This window comes from Solirubrobacter phytolaccae (assembly GCF_027587195.1).
GTDB classification, from domain to species: domain Bacteria; phylum Actinomycetota; class Thermoleophilia; order Solirubrobacterales; family Solirubrobacteraceae; genus Solirubrobacter; species Solirubrobacter phytolaccae.
This window is the reverse complement of the sequence record NZ_JAPDDP010000090.1, coordinates 1-14,471: the sequence shown is the minus strand read 5'-3', so window position 1 is coordinate 14,471 and position 14,471 is coordinate 1. Positions and strand designations below refer to the sequence as shown.

Below are 14,471 nucleotides of genomic sequence, written 5' to 3'. Positions count from 1 at the left end.
TCGCAGCGAATCCCGCTCACGGCGCCGAGGCTGCACCGCACGATGCCGTAACCCGCTGACTCGGAGGCCCTAATCATGCGCCGCCTGCTTTTCCCCGCCGCTCTCGCGGCCGGGGCGATCCTCCCCTGCACCGCTTCCGCTGAGATCGTCAAGGCCCCCACGGGCGAGACCAGCTCCTTGACCGTCGCCGCCTCACAGGCCAAGACGTTCAAGAAGCACAAGCTCAAGTTCTCCGCCTCGGGCTCGGCGAAGGCATCCGGCAACAAGCTGACGATGCCGTACTCGCTCTCGCGCTGGGACTTCGGCACCCGCGAGGGTGACGTCGCCTACTACGCCAAGAACACCGGCTTCAAGCTCAAGCGCGGCAAGCGCACCGCGACCGCCGTGCACCCGCGACTCGTGCTCGACACGCCCAAGAGCGGCTACGTGTCGATGCTGATCGCCAACGAGCGGATCAAGTTCTTCACGGTCTCCGGCGTCGCCACCAAGGCCGCCGACTCCGGCAACGTGCAGCAGACCACCGGCTACAAGCTCAAGCTGACCCAGGCCGGGGCGAACTACGTCAACCGCGCGCTGAAGAAGAAGGTCCTCAAGCGCTTCAGCCAGTTCGGCACGCTCGACGTCCGGCTGATCCAGCCGGCCGCGACGGGCGGCGGTGGCGCCGGCGGCGGCGGTGGCGGCACGCCGGGCACGCCCGGCTCCACGAACCCCGGCACGCCCGGCCAGGGCGACAACCCCGGCGGCACCGTGAGCGTCAACCCCGGCTTCATCGACCTGCTGCCGGGCGGCGGCATCCTCGGCCCGCTGCTCCCGGAGAACGGGATCGACCTCGACGGCGACGGCAAGCCCGACCTGACGGTGCTCCCGCTCGAGGGCGTCGACGTGGACCTCGGCACAGGTGCGGGCGGCTCGCCCACCGGCACGATCAAGCTCGGTGGCGGCCTCATCCTCGACGTTCCCGGCCTCGGCACCCAGGTCGCGCTGGTGAACCCGGAGATCGTCCTCGGCACCGACGCCGGCCTGTACGCGAACGTCAACGGCGTCCGCGTCAAGGTCGGTGACATCGACACCGACAAGCTCGATCTGAACGTCGCCGACGGCACGGTCACGATCAAGGACCTCGACGTCACCGTCGGCGGCGGCCTGAACAACCTCCTCGGCCCGGTGCTCGGCAACCTGGTGCCCGCCGGCACGCCGCTGCTGAGCCTCGACCTGTCCTTCCCGGAGCTCTAGGCGGCGAAGAAGCTGCTCATCGCGACCGTGTTGTGCTCCGCCTCGGGCTCCGACCGGATGAGGAACTCCTCGTCCTTGGGCTCGAGGCGGGCGGTGCGGTCCGACGAGCCGCTGAACGCCTCGATCACGTCCTCGCTTTCCCAGATGGAGACCGTCTGAAAATGCGTTTCCTCGCCTTCTTCGCGGCGCAGCAGGAACACCCCGAGGTTGCCGGCCGTCCCGAGGATGTCCTCTATGCCGGTCTCGTTCATGTATTGCGCGTACTCGTCAGCCCGTTCCGTCGGAACGGTCCCGCGCCAGATGCGTGCGATCGCCATCTTTCGCAGGATGCCTGAAACGGGGCGCGGCCCGACCGGCCGCGCCCCGGTTCGTCCCGGCTAGGAGACCTTGACGGTCTTCAGCGGGAGCTTCTTCAGGTTGCCGGCCTTGTCGAAGGTCGACACGCGCACGCGGTAGGTGCCCTTGGGCAGCTTGGCCTTGGCCACGCTGACGCTCCAGGCGCTCGTGCCCTTCGCGGTGATGGCGATGCCGCCCGTGAGCGGCAGGGCCTTGCTGAGCGTGCCCTTGACGGTCACGAAGCGGGCCTTGCCCTTGCCGGCGGCGGTGTAGATCTCCACGAGCGTGCTCTGGATCGCGGCGCCGCAGCCGGTGTCGGCGGCGGTGCCGGAGATCAGGACGGCCTTGCGGGCGAGGGAGACCTTCGCCAGCTTGGCGGTCGGCTTGACCGTGTCCACGCAGACGACCTTCGGGCTCTCGAGCGTGGTCGTGATCGGCGTCGTCGCGACCGGCGGGGCGTCGACGATCGGGCCGGGCGGCGCCGACGGCGGGCCGTCAGGCTTGGGCGCCTCGGGCTCGTCCTCGGTGGCGGGGCTCGGCGCCGGAGTGCTCTTCGCCGTCTCCTGGAACATCACGTCCGCGAGCTGGATCGAGCCCAGCGCGGGGCTGGAGAAGCCGAACTCGACGGCGGTGACCTTCGTCAGGTCGATGCCGGCGAACGCGGTCAGCGGGATCCGGATGCCGTTGAGCACGATGTGGCGGAACTGGTTGCCGATCGACGGCTGCAGCGCGGTCGACCAGTTCGCCGCCCGCGTGCTCACGCGCTTGCCGGAGGCGTCGATCAGCGTGACGTCGAAGTTCTGCGTCACGAGGTTCGGCGTGTAGCCGTCGCCCGCCGGGTTGCGCGGATCGGCGCGGTTCATCGCCGCGCGCAGGTCCAGCACGCCGTACTTGGAGACGTCGACCGGAGCGGCCGCGCGACCCAGGAACGCACGCAGGTACGCGCCGGGGCCGTCCCAGGCGACCGTGAACTGGTTGCCCTTGGAGCGGTTCGTCGCGCCCTCCGGGCAGACCGGGTAGGCGGTCGGGAACGTCGGGCCCTGACGCCAGGCGATGTCGTTCGGGTTGCAGACCGCGAACGCGGTCAGGCCGCTCGTGCTGATCGGGCCGCCGCTGGCGGTCGTCGTGGTCAGCGTCGCGTCGGCCGGGGTCGGCGTGGCGCCGGTGGCCGGGTCGGGCTGCGGGTCCGGGATCGAGTTCGGGCGCAGGACGTCGAAGCGCTGCGCGGCGGGCGCGACGTAGGAGGTCTTGACCTCCTGCTCGAGGCCCTTGCCGCTCGTGAGCGGGGCGGCCGACGCGGGCAGCGTGACCTCGCCGGTCATGATCGGGTCGAACGCCTTCTCCTGGCCGATGTAGCGGCGGAAGAACGAGTTCATCAGCGCCGCGCCGACACGGCGCTGGTCGGCGGGCGTCAGGCGCGCCGTGGTGGCCGGCTGCTGGCGCGAGCAGGCCGGGTCGGTCGTCGTGGACGCGTCGTCCTGCGTCCAGACCGTGTTGAAGAAGTTGTGGTTGGTGCCCTGGACGTACCACTGGACCTTGGCGAAGTTGTCGACCGCGGTCGGCGTCGTCAGGTTCGGGTACTTGGCGTTCTCGAAGAAGCGCGCGCCCTGGAGCGTGGAGACGTCGCCGTCGCAGGCGGGCAGCAGCACGGCGTAGTTGGTGCCGTACGGCATCTTGTACGCGGTGTAGTTGACCGGGGCGAGCGCGAGCACGCCGTCGAGCGTGAAGCGCTGGAAGCCCGAGCGGGGCGACAGGTTGCGGGTGTAGCCGATGAAGTCGGTCACGGCGTCGCCGCCGCGCGAGTGGCCCATCAGGCCGATGCCCTCGGCGAAGTTGAGCTTGCCGACGAGCTTGGTGCCGACCGTGTGGTCGGGCTCGCCCGCGACGTACGGGCCGGCGCCGTTGTTCCAGCGCCACAGCAGCTCCAGGTTGGCCTGGATGATCTGGCTGCGCACGCGCGCGCCGCCGTCGGTGAAGCCGTTGTCGAAGTTCGTGGTGTTGGCCTCGAGGCTCATCACCGTGTAGCCGTGGCTGGCCAGGTTCTTGGCCATGTAGTCGTAGCCGCCGTAGGAGCGGACGTCGGTCTGGATGGGCGTGCCGTTCTCGTCGACCAGGTCGTCGCAGACCTGCTGGCCCGGCGACGGCGAGCCCAGGCACGCGGCGTGGCGGCCGTGGACGAACGCGACGACGCGGCTGAAGTCGTTCTCCGGCGCGTACGTGATCGAGCCGCGCAGCGGGATCTGCGTGGTGCTGACCCCGTCGGCCAGCGTGACGACCAGCTTGCCGGCCTCATAGTCGATCTTCTTGGTCGCGAGCGGACCCGCCTCCAACGGGTCGGCCGCGTCGGCGGCGAGCGCCGGCGACGCCGTGAGCGTCAGTGCCGCCATGCAGGCGGTCGCGAGCAGCCGCAGCCGCCGCGGTGAAATCCCTCTCAAGATGCGTTGACCCCTTCTCTTCCTCGGTGACCGGCTTGTAGTAACCGGACGCAGGCGTCAACGCCAAGCGCTTGCGCAGGTTTTTGGGTGGTCGGTCGAAGGCTCGTGGCACCGGTTCGTCCCGTCGGTCCATACCGGTAGGGTTGGCCACGTGGTCGAGGCGCTGCTGCGACGGATCGGACTCTCCGCGAGGGACGTGTCGCCGGACCTCGACGGGCTGTTCCGCGTGCACCGCGCCTACCTCGAAGCGATCCCGTACGAGGACCTCGCCGTCCAGCTGGGGGAGACCGGCCCGCTTTCCCCGGCGGAGCTGGTGTCGCGGCTCCTGAACGACGGCCGTGGCGGCTACTGCTTCGAGCTCAACACCGTGCTCGGCTGGCTGCTGACCGAGCTCGGTTTCGAGCTGCGGTACCACCAGGCGGTCGTGGGCGGCGAGGGCCCGACGAACCACATGGCGCTGGTCGTGGACGTGGACGGCTCACCCTGGATCGCCGACTCCGGGCTCGGCGAAGGCTTCATGGAGCCGATCCCGCTGGAACCGGGCGTGGCGAAGGTCGGGCCGTTCGCGTGGACGATCGAGCTCGAGACCTGCGGCACCTGGTGGATCGGCGCACACGAGTGGGTCACGTTCCCGGGCTTCCGGATGGACGAGGACCCGTCGCCGGTGTCCGCCTTCGAGCCGCACCACCGGCGGCTCGCGACCAGCCCCGAGTCGCCGTTCGTGAAGACGCTCGTCGTGCAGAAGCCGAGCGTGGACCGGATCACGACCCTCCGCGCGCGGACGCTGTCCGTGGTCGGGCCGGACGTCAACACCAAGCACGTGGTGGCCGACGAGACCGAGTTCTTCCACGTCCTGGCGGGCGTCTTCGGCATCACGCGGCGCGAGCCGCGCCTGTGGAGCCAGGCCGTTGCGCAGCACGACGCGTGGTTGGCGGGGACCGCGCCCGCGGGCGCGGCGTCGAGCGCCCGCGCCGCGCATCCGAACGTCTGACCGGGCAAAGCCGAGCTTTGCAGCCCGGCGCGCCCCAGGAAGATCGCCCCCTGGGCGATCTTCCAAGCGAAGGCGAGCCCCTAGGGCGAGCTTTCGCCGGCTTCCTCGATCAGCGTCGAGATCTGCGCCAGGTGCGACCGCACGCGCTCGGCCATGCCGTCCAGCACGGTGCGCGCCTGCTCGATGCCGCCGGCGGCGTTCGTCAGGTGCAGCTTGATCTTGCGCACGTCGTCCATCGCGCCCAGCGCGCGTTCGACCTCGGCGCGCAGGGCGGGCGCGTCCAGCCCTTCGACGCCGCCCTTGGCCATCAGCACGCGGGCCCGGGCCAGCGAATAGGCGACTTCGAGCGCCAGGCGCGAGCCGTCCTCGGGGTCGTAGACGACGAACATCTTGTCGCCGCCCACCTCGCGCAGACCGTCGACGCGGGCCGGGAGCTGCTCCTCGGACGGCACCACCCAGACGCCGTAGTCGGCGGCGCGCTGGGCCATCGCCTCCTCCAGGTCTCCCAAGGCCTCCTTGCGCGAGCGGCGCGAGTTCTTGGCCTCGAAGACGATCCGGCCACGGGGCGTGCCGGCGCAGCCGTCGATGTCCACCAGCACGTCGCCCTTGCGGCCGCCGCCGCCGCGGAAGTCGCCGACCGCGTCGGCGTCGTCGCCCTGCGCGCGGGCGATCGCGTCCACGGCGTCGGCCACGGCCTCCTCGTACGGCCGGCCCTTGGCGGTGCCGCGCGCGTGCTCGGCCGCGACCTCGGCGGCCTTCTCGCGCTCGGAGCGCAGGCCCGCGAGCTCCAGCTTCAGGGCGACCATCTGCTCGCGCACGGCCTCGAGCTGGGCCTCCTGGCGGGTGGCCGCCTCGCGCGCGGTGCGCAGATGCGCGGCCTTGAAGTCGGCCAGCGGGTTGTTCCCGTCCGCACTCGAGAACTGGCGCAGCAGGTCCTCGCGCATCCGCGCGGACTGGTCGCGCATGACCTCACGCAGCTGGTGCTGGACGGCGGCGGTGGAGCCCTCGCCGAACAGGCGCTGCAGCTCGCGGGCGAGGTGCCCGTTCTCCTCGCCGAAGACCTCGTCGACCTTGGTGCCGAAGAACTCCGCGACCACGCGCGCCTTGTCGGTGAACGCCGTCTCCACCTCGCGGGAGACCTTCTCGAACTCGTTCTTGACGAACTCGGCGTCCACCGCGGACTGCTCACGCTCCAGGATCCGCGCGCCGACCTCGATCGCGTCGTTGACGACGGCGACCGGATCGTCCCCCGCGGAGATCCGCCGGTCGATGTACGCGGCCGTCGCGGGATCGTCCACGACCACGTTCTCGAGGATCACACGCCCCATCAGGACGTGGACGCGAGGGTGGCGGAGCGGGGTGGCGGCTTCCATGGCAACCACCCACGCTACGCACCGGTCCCGACGGAATCAGCAGAGGTTCTCGTCGGCCTCCACGGTCACCGTCGCGGCGTTCGACGGCGCTGAGCGGTTCCCGGCCGCGTCGACCGCCACGACCGTCCACGTGCTCGTGCCGTCGCCGGCGTAGACGAACGCCGTCGAGCCCGGTCCCACGACGTCGAACAGCACCCCGTCGCGGAAGAGCTCGTACTCGGCGGCGTCACCCACCTCGCCCCAGCGGAGCCGCACGCTGCCGCAGAAATCGGCGAGGTCGGCGCGGTCAGCCCCGCCGGCGCGCTGGGCGCGATCCGGTCCCCCGTGTCGGCCAGCACGACCGTCACCACCGCGCTGGACGCCGACACGTTCCCGCCGCTGTCCCGCGCCCGCACGGCGAGCACGTGCGTCCCCGGGATGAGCTGCCGGAGACGCGCCGTGAGCCCGCCGGTCGTGCGCGCGACCGCCCCGTCCACCAGCACCTCGTACCAGAGCGCCCAGCGATCGGACGACGCGTTCCACGCCAAGGACACGCTCGACGGCGTCGTGGCGGTCACGCGCAACCCGCCCGGCACGGTCGGCGCGGTCAGATCCGGCGCTGTCGTCGCGGTCAGCGGCGCGGACAGCGCCGACGTGTTCCCGGCCGCGTCCGCCGCGGACACCCGGTAGCTCTGCGTCCAACTCGGCACCAACCCCGTGATCGTCTTCTGCGTGCTGGTGCCGGGGTGGTGGACGCCGTTGACGACGTAGTGGTGGATCGAGCCGGAGTCGTCGGTGGACGCGTTCCAGCGCAGCGTCACCGAGTCCTCGCTCACCGCCACGACCCGCAGACCGGTCGGCACGGTCGGCGGGTCCGGTCACGCGCCGCGGCCAGGGCGGACGCGGGCAGGCACAGCAACGCGACCACCGTCGCGAGTACGAGCTTCATGTACGGCTCCCTCCTGAGTGGCTTCCGCGCGGGTGTACGCAGGCGACCCGGAGAAAGCTCAGCGGGTGGAGAAGCCGGAGAGCCCCTCGGGCTCCTCGGCGGACACGTCGACCGAGTCCACGGTCGCGTGCCCCGGCCCGCCGCGCACGAACGCGACCAGCGCGTCGACGGCATCGGGCGCGCCTTCGAAGACCGCCTCGACCGTCCCGTCGGCCCGATTCTCGGCCCACCCGGCGACATCCCGCCGCTCCGCCTCACGCCGAGTCGACTCGCGGAAGAAGACCCCTTGCACGTGACCGTGCGCAATCACGCGGCGCCGCTGTGCCATGCCAGTACGGTAGACAAATGACAGCCCTCGAGGGCGAGCTCGATGCCTGCGGCGGGGCCAAAGCGCCACCGTCGGCAAATGCGCGCCTCAGGGAGGTCTTGAGCGACGCGCTCAAGAAGGGCCGCAACGAGCTCCACAAGCCCCGCTCGGGCGTCGAGCACCCAGTTGAGATCGCGATCACGGACGGCCTGCTCGCCGCCACGCCCGCCACGGCCACGCTGCGCGCCGACCCCGAGTCGGTCCCCGAGCGCGAGTGGCTGCTGGTCGCGGCGGTGGTCGGCACGCTCGTCGAGCTCGCCGAGCCCGGCCCACCGCGCGGGCCGGAGGACATCCGCATCCTCGCGGGAGAGCTGCCCGGCGGCTTCCTCGTCCTCTCGTACCCGGGCGCGGAGCTGGACCCCGAGCTGGTCGGGCTCGCGTTCGAGGAGCAGGCGGCCGACATCAACCGCCTCAAGGCCCGCGCGCTCGCGCTCCCACGCGGCGTGATCGAGCCGGGCACGCTCAAGCCGCCGATCGGCGCGCGCCACCCGCTGCGGATCGCGGAGGCCGTCGCCCGGCTCGGCGGCCACCCGGTCGGCAACCACGACGACCTCGAGGACGCGGTGCTCGCCCTGCTCGGCCCCGGCAATTCCGGCACGCGCCCGCACGAGGACCCCGACCCGGCGACGCGCGCCGCCCGCCGCATCCTCCAGCGCCTCGACGGCATGGGCAAGTGGGGCGGATATCACACCGAGTTCGCCCACCTTGCGCGAGGCTTCGCGGGCAACGACCGCGCGCTTGCGCAGGAGGTGGGGGAGGCGCTGCTGGAAGCGGGCCTGCTCGCCGAGAAGCCCTCGGTCGGCCAGCGCCACGTGTACCTCAACCCCAAGCGCGCCGCCGAGATCCACAAGCTGATCGACACGGGAACGCTGCCAGCGGGTATGAGGCTGCCGTCCAAATAGGAGACCGCCTTGATCCCGAAGCCGAGCCAGCTCGCCACCCAGGCCCAGACCAAGCTCCAGACGCTGGTGACGCTGACCCGCGCGGGAATCGTCCATCCCGAACGGCCCGACCATCTGTGGCACACCGTCGCCGCGCTCATCAAGTACGGCACGACGCCCGCGGCCGGCTACATCGGCGCCGCCAAGAAGTTCCCGAACGAGCCCGCGATCGTCGACGAGCTCGGCACGCTCACCTTCAAGCAGGTCGACGAGCGCACGAACGCCCTCGCGCACACGCTCGCGAAGGACGGGATCGGCGAGGGTGACGGCGTCGCGATCATGTGCCGCAACCATCGCGGCTGGATCGACGCGATGGTCGCGTGCTCGAAGCTCGGCGCCAACGCGCTGTTCATGAACACGGCCTTCAGCGGCCCGCAGCTGACGGACGTGGCCAAGCGCGAGCAGCCGAAGGCGATCGTCTACGACGAGGAGTTCGGCGAGGTCCTCGCGGACGCGGGCAAGGGGCGCAAGCGCTACGTCGCCTGGCACGACGGCAAGACCGACGACCCGCTGCTAGAGGACGCGATCGAGCGCGGCGACCCGTCCGCGGTGAAGGCGCCGAAGGAGCAGGGCCGCGCGATCATCCTCACGTCCGGGACGACGGGCACGCCGAAGGGCGCGAGCCGCTCGATGCCGAAGTCGATCGACCCGATCGCGGCGTTGCTGAGCGTGATCCCGCTCAAGGCGCGCGAGAAGACGATGATCGCCGCGCCGCTGTTCCACGCGTGGGGCTTCGCGCAGTGGGCGTTGAGCATCAGCCTCGCCACGACGGTCGTCCTCCAGCGCAAGTTCGACGAGGAGGCGACGCTGTCGCTGACCGCCCAGCACGGCTGCCAGGCGCTGGTCGTCGTGCCGGTGATGCTCCAGCGCATCCTCGAGCTCGACGACGAGGTGCTCGACCGCTACGACCTCTCGCGCGTGCGCGCCGTGCCGGTGTCGGGCTCCGCGCTGCCGGGCGCGATCTCCAACAAGTGGATGGACCACTTCGGCGAGAACCTCTACAACCTCTACGGCTCGACCGAGGTGGCGTGGGCGACGATCGCGACGCCCCGCGACCTGCGCGAGGCCCCCGGGACCGCCGGCCGCCCGCCGCGCGGGTCCGTCGTGAAGCTCTACGGCGAGGACGGCAACCCGGTGTCGGACGGTGAGCCGGGCCGGATCTTCGTCGGCAACGACGTCCAGTTCGAGGGCTACACGGGCGGCGGCAACAAGGACGAGATCGACGGGCTGCTCTCCTCCGGCGACGTCGGCCACTTCGACGACGCGGGCCGCCTGTTCATCGACGGCCGCGACGACGACATGATCGTGTCGGGCGGCGAGAACGTCTTCCCGGCCGAGGTCGAGGATCTGCTGCACAACCACGCGGCGATCGTCGAGGCGGCGGTCTTCGGCGTGGACGACGAGCAGTACGGCCAGCGCCTGAAGGCCGTGATCGTCAAGCGCGGCGAGATCAGCGAGGACGAGGTCCGCAAATACGTCAAGGAGCACCTCGCGGGCTACAAGCAGCCGCGCGACGTCGAGTTCGTCGACGAGCTCCCGCGCACCTCCACGGGGAAGGTCCTCAAGCGAGAACTATCGTAAGAGGCATGGCGCAGCGCACGGATTCCTTTGACATCGGGCGGCTCGGGCTCACCTCCGGCGAAGGCCGGCGCGTGGATCTCGAGGTCCACGTCGAGCCCTTCGAGTACGGCGGCTCGACGTACGTCGTCGACCCGGAGCTGACCCCGGTGCGCCTGGACGTCTCCCGCACCACCGGTGAGGGCTGGGCGATGCGGCTGCGCTTCGAGGCCACGGTCAACGGGCCCTGCATGCGCTGCCTGGATCCCGCGACGCCGACGTTCCCGGTCGACTCGTACGAGGTCCACCAGCCGGGAGCGGGCGACGCGGAGCTGCTCTCGCCCTACATGGGGGAGTTCCTGGAGGTCGCGGCCTGGGCGCGGGACGCGCTCGCGCTGGCGCTGCCGGCCCAGATCAAGTGCCGGCCGGACTGCGCCGGGCTGTGCCCGAAGTGCGGCGCGAACCTCAACGAGGACCCCGATCACGCGCACGAGGCGGAGCCCGACCCGCGCTGGTCGAAGCTCTCCGAGCTGAAATTCGACTAGCAGTCGCTATCCTTCCCCGCCGTCATGGCCGTCCCTAAGCAGAAGCAGTCGCACGCGCGCACCTCGCAGCGTCGGGCGCAACACAAGATCACGGCGCCCGCGGTCAACGACTGCCCGCAGTGCCGACAGCCTCGCCGTCCGCACCGTGTGTGCGGGAACTGCGGGTTCTACGGCGGTCGCGAAGTCGTGCACGTGCACGACGCGCACGATCACGATCACGAGCACTAGCACCACGCCCGTCACTGTCGCGGTAGATGTCAACGGGGCCGATCTCGGCCCCGCTGAAGTTGCCCGCGGCGCAGCGCTCGCGCAGGGCGTGCGCGTGATCCTCTTCGGCCCGGCCGCCGAGATCGGGCCGGTTCCGTCGCATGTCTCCGTGGTGGACGCGCCCGTGTCCATCGCCAAGGACCCCGATCCCGCCCGGGCCGTGCGCCGCACGCCCGACGCCTCGATCGTCCGCGCCGTCGCGGCTGTCAAGGACGGCGACGCGCAGGCACTCGTCAGCGGTGGGTCCACGGGAGCGGCACTCGCCGCCTCGCTGTTCGGCTTCAAGCGCGTCCCGGGCGTCCACCGCCCCGCGCTCGCGATCATCATCCCGGTCCCCGGCAAGCCGTTCCTGCTGCTCGACGCGGGCGCGAACGTCGAGGTCCGGCCCGAGATGCTCGTCCAGTTCGCCCACATGGGCGCGGCGTTCATGGAGGCGGTGCACGGGGTGTCGGCCCCGCGCGTCGCGTTGCTCGCCAACGGGACCGAGCCCAACAAGGGCACCGAGATCATCGTGGGTGCGCACAGCGCGCTGGCGTCCTCCGCGGGCCTGAACTTCGTCGGCAACGTCGAGGGGTTCGCGATCGGCAGCGGCGAGGCCGACGTGATCGTCGCCGACGGCTTCACCGGCAACGTGGCGTTGAAGGTGATGGAGGGCACGAGCGCCGCGCTGCTCGGCGCCGTCCGGTCGGCCGCGATGTCCTCGTGGCGCTCGAAAGTGGGCGGTTTGCTGCTGAAACCGGCGCTGCGCGGACTCCGCGGCGAGATCGATCCCGAGGAGCAGGGCGGCGCGGTGCTGCTCGGGCTGCGGCACGTCGGCGTGGTTCCGCACGGGTCCTTCGGCGCGCGCGGGTTCACCCGCGCGATCGAGGTCGCCGCCCGCAGCGTGCGGGAAGACGTCGCCGGCCGGACCTACGCCCGGCTGGCCGAAGCCGGGGCTTTGCGCACCACAGCGTCCGAAGCGGTCGCTAGCTTGCCGGACGAATCATGACCCGCGAGCAAGTCCTCACTTTGATCCGCGAGCACCTGGCCGACGAGCTCCAGCTCGAAGACCCGGCGACCATCACGGAAAACACGCACTTCCGCGAGGACCTGTCGGCGGACTCGCTGGACCTCTACACGCTCGTGCAAGAGCTCGAAGACTCGTACGGCGTGAAGATGTCCGACGAGGAGGCCGCGCGCATCCACACCGTGCGCCAGGCCATCGACTTCGTCTTGGCCAACGAACCCGCTTAAGCCGCTGCGCAAGCTCCACGACATGCTCGAGGCGCTCCCGCCCGACCTCGCGCGGCAGTCGGTGACGCACTCGTCATGGACGGACAAGCGCGCCGACTCCTACGAGCGGCTCGCGTTCCTCGGCGACTCGGTGCTCGGCCTCGCGGTCACGACGCACCTGTACCCGCGGCTGGAGCCCGACGCCTACGGCGCGGGCCGGCTCACGAAGGTGCGCGCGCAGGCGGTGAGTGGCCGCTCCTGCCGGGACGTGGCGGAGCGGCTGGGCATCCCGGAGCGGCTGATGAACGCCGCGCCGCCGGAGTTCACCGGGCCGGCCACGGAGCAGCTCGCCCGCACGGAGCGCGTGCTGGCGTCGGTGATCGAGGCCGTGATCGGGGCGTGCTACCTCGAGTTCGGCTACGAGCAGGTCTCCGAGGCGGTCGTCGAGGCCTTCCAGCCGGAGATCGAGCGGGCGCTGGCGCATCCGGCCGACTTCAAGAGCGCCCTGCAGGAGCAGCTCGCGCGCCGCGGCACGGTCGTGGTCTACGAGGTCGCCTCCGAGGAGGGGCCGCCGCACGAGCGGACCTTCGAGGTGGCCGCGATGGTTGACGGCCACGAGCTCGCCCGCGGGTCCGGCCGCTCCAAGAAGGACGCGGAGCAGGCGGCGGCGGAGTCTGCGCTGGAGTCGATGGGCGGGGCCTAGTGCACCTGAGCTCGATCACCCTGCGGGGCTTCAAGTCGTTCCCGGACCGGACGCGGCTGACCTTCGCGCCCGGGGTGTCGGTGATCGTGGGGCCGAACGGCTCCGGCAAGTCGAACATCACGGACGCGGTGCTGTGGGCGCTCGGCGAGCAGTCGCCGGTGGCGGTGCGCGGCCAGTCGATGCAGGACGTCATCTTCGCCGGCGCGCACGGGGTCAAGTCGCGCTCGGAGGCCGAGGTCGAGGTCGTCCTCGACAACGCGTCGGGGCGCGTGGATCTGCCCGCGGGCGAGATCTCGATCACCCGGCGGCTGAACCGGGCCGGCGACGGCGAGTACCGGATCAACGGCGCCAAGTGCCGGTTGACGGACGTCATCGAGATCCTCTCGGACACCGGCATGGGCAAGGAGATGCACTCCGTCGTCTCCCAGGGGCGCGTGATGGAGATCGTCACGTCCAAGCCCAAGGACCGGCGGATGCTGATCGAGGAGGCCGCCGGCCTCGGCAAGCACCGCAAGCGCCGCCGCAAGGCTCAGCTCAAGCTCGAGCGCACGCAGGACAACCTGGACCGGTCGCTGGACGTCGAGCGCGAGGCCCGCTCCCGCCTGAAGCCCTTGAAGCGCCAGGCCGAGGCGGCCGAGCTGCACGAGCGGATCGAGCGCCAGAGCGACGAGGCCCGCTGGACGCTGGCGCGCGACAACGCGCGCGGCGCCCGCTCCGGCCTGGCCGAGGCGGAGCAGTTCGTGGGGGAGGCCCGCGCGGCCGCCGCGGCCGCCGAGGAGGAGTACAAGGCCGTCGGTGCGCGGCGCCAGCAGGCCGAGGAGAAGCTGTCCTCGCGCGGCAGCGAGCGCGAGACGCTGTCCTCGCGGTTCTACTCGGCACGGTCGTCCGGCGAGCGGGTCGGCATGCGCTTGGACGCCGCGCTGCGCCTCATCGGCGAGCTGGAAGAGCGCGGCAAGCGCCGCGAGGGCGGCATTGCCGCGCTGCGGGCCGAGATCGAGGCCGACACCGGCGACGACGGCTCCGAGGAGCGCATCGCCGCCCTGCAGGCGGAGCTGTCGAGCCTCGCCGAGGACCATCGCGTCCGGCTCGAGCGCGAGCTGGCCGAGTTGGAAGCGGGCCGCGAGGCCGCAACCCAGCGGTTGGCCGAGAAGACGGCGGTCGCCCAGGCCGCGGCCGCGCGCCGTTCCGAGGGCGAAGCGGCGTCGGAGGCCGCCCGCCGCGCTCGTCGTGAGCTGGATGTCGCCGCCGAGAAGGCGCGCCGCGAGTCGGCCCGGATCGGCGCCGAGCTGGCCAAGGTCAACCAGTACCTGCGCGTGAACGCGGGCGCCCCGGGCGGCGCGAAGGCGTTGGCGGACACCCTGACGGCGGCGCCGGGCTACGAGCTGGCGCTGTCGGCCGCGCTCGGCCCGCGGTTGCGTGCCGGCGTGGCGCTGGATCTCGAGTCGGGCGCGAAGCTGCTCTCCAAGGGCGGCAAGGACGGCGCGGCCGCGCTGATCGTGCCCGAGGGGTTCGCGCCCGGCGACTTCGCCGGCGGGGCGCCCGCCGCCTCCGGCGCGCCCTCGGCGCCCGCGGCCACGTCGGCC

General features: G+C 71.5%; 15 protein-coding genes. 10 read left to right on the top strand and 5 right to left on the bottom strand.

The features are described from left to right. The first annotated feature begins 75 nt into the window (after positions 1-75). Positions 76-1,233 carry a hypothetical protein gene (locus OJ997_RS31570; protein WP_270029356.1) on the top strand — a complete coding sequence of 386 codons (1,158 nt, stop codon included), beginning with the start codon at positions 76-78 and terminating at the stop codon, positions 1,231-1,233. On the opposite strand, the gene OJ997_RS31565 is transcribed toward OJ997_RS31570, so the two are convergent. Continuing rightward, positions 1,230-1,550: an antibiotic biosynthesis monooxygenase family protein gene (locus tag OJ997_RS31565; protein WP_270029355.1), complete on the bottom strand. Its 321-nt coding sequence runs from the start codon at positions 1,548-1,550 to the stop codon at positions 1,230-1,232. The genes OJ997_RS31570 and OJ997_RS31565 overlap by 4 nt on opposite strands. Positions 1,551-1,610: 60 nt before the next feature. Then, on the bottom strand, positions 1,611-4,004 hold the full coding sequence (locus tag OJ997_RS31560) for a hypothetical protein (RefSeq protein WP_270029354.1): 2,394 nt from the start codon (positions 4,002-4,004) through the stop codon (positions 1,611-1,613). Positions 4,005-4,155: 151 nt separating this feature from the next. Between OJ997_RS31560 and OJ997_RS31555 the strand changes: the two genes are divergently transcribed. Then, on the top strand, positions 4,156-4,995 hold the full coding sequence (locus tag OJ997_RS31555) for an arylamine N-acetyltransferase family protein (protein ID WP_270029353.1): 840 nt from the start codon (positions 4,156-4,158) through the stop codon (positions 4,993-4,995). An 80-nt stretch (positions 4,996-5,075) separates the two neighbouring features. Here the strand turns inward: OJ997_RS31555 and OJ997_RS31550 are convergent, their stop codons facing one another. The 3 genes from OJ997_RS31550 to OJ997_RS31535 form a co-directional block, all read right to left on the bottom strand. Then, positions 5,076-6,368 carry a DUF2130 domain-containing protein gene (locus tag OJ997_RS31550; RefSeq protein WP_270029352.1) on the bottom strand — a complete coding sequence of 431 codons (1,293 nt, stop codon included), beginning with the start codon at positions 6,366-6,368 and terminating at the stop codon, positions 5,076-5,078. A gap of 65 nt (positions 6,369-6,433) precedes the next feature. Beyond that, on the bottom strand, positions 6,434-7,168 hold the full coding sequence (locus tag OJ997_RS38200) for a fibronectin type III domain-containing protein (RefSeq protein ID WP_372517959.1): 735 nt from the start codon (positions 7,166-7,168) through the stop codon (positions 6,434-6,436). A gap of 186 nt (positions 7,169-7,354) precedes the next feature. Next, positions 7,355-7,624, bottom strand: coding sequence for an acylphosphatase (locus OJ997_RS31535; RefSeq protein WP_270029349.1), 270 nt, complete (start codon positions 7,622-7,624; stop codon positions 7,355-7,357). A 98-nt stretch (positions 7,625-7,722) separates the two neighbouring features. Between OJ997_RS31535 and OJ997_RS31530 the strand changes: the two genes are divergently transcribed. The 8 genes from OJ997_RS31530 to OJ997_RS31495 form a co-directional block, all read left to right on the top strand. Continuing rightward, positions 7,723-8,565: a hypothetical protein gene (locus tag OJ997_RS31530; protein WP_270029348.1), complete on the top strand. Its 843-nt coding sequence runs from the start codon at positions 7,723-7,725 to the stop codon at positions 8,563-8,565. Positions 8,566-8,574: 9 nt separating this feature from the next. Continuing rightward, the gene (locus tag OJ997_RS31525; protein WP_270029347.1) at positions 8,575-10,185 is read left to right on the top strand and encodes an AMP-binding protein; all 1,611 of its coding nucleotides are present in this window, start codon (positions 8,575-8,577) and stop codon (positions 10,183-10,185) included. Positions 10,186-10,190: 5 nt separating this feature from the next. After that, on the top strand, positions 10,191-10,706 hold the full coding sequence (locus OJ997_RS31520; protein WP_270029346.1) for a YceD family protein: 516 nt from the start codon (positions 10,191-10,193) through the stop codon (positions 10,704-10,706). Positions 10,707-10,730: 24 nt separating this feature from the next. Beyond that, positions 10,731-10,934, top strand: coding sequence for a 50S ribosomal protein L32 (gene rpmF / locus OJ997_RS31515; RefSeq protein ID WP_270029345.1), 204 nt, complete (start codon positions 10,731-10,733; stop codon positions 10,932-10,934). Beyond that, positions 10,915-11,961: a phosphate acyltransferase PlsX gene (gene plsX, locus OJ997_RS31510; RefSeq protein WP_308213595.1), complete on the top strand. Its 1,047-nt coding sequence runs from the start codon at positions 10,915-10,917 to the stop codon at positions 11,959-11,961. Before rpmF ends, plsX begins: the two co-directional genes overlap by 20 nt. Beyond that, positions 11,958-12,206, top strand: coding sequence for an acyl carrier protein (locus OJ997_RS31505; protein ID WP_270029344.1), 249 nt, complete (start codon positions 11,958-11,960; stop codon positions 12,204-12,206). Before plsX ends, OJ997_RS31505 begins: the two co-directional genes overlap by 4 nt. 22 nt (positions 12,207-12,228) lie before the next feature. Then, the gene (locus OJ997_RS31500; protein ID WP_270029343.1) at positions 12,229-12,888 is read left to right on the top strand and encodes a ribonuclease III family protein; all 660 of its coding nucleotides are present in this window, start codon (positions 12,229-12,231) and stop codon (positions 12,886-12,888) included. Further along, on the top strand, positions 12,888-14,471 hold a 1,584-nt coding region (locus OJ997_RS31495), incomplete at its 3' end, for an AAA family ATPase (RefSeq protein WP_270029342.1). The genes OJ997_RS31500 and OJ997_RS31495, both read left to right, overlap by 1 nt.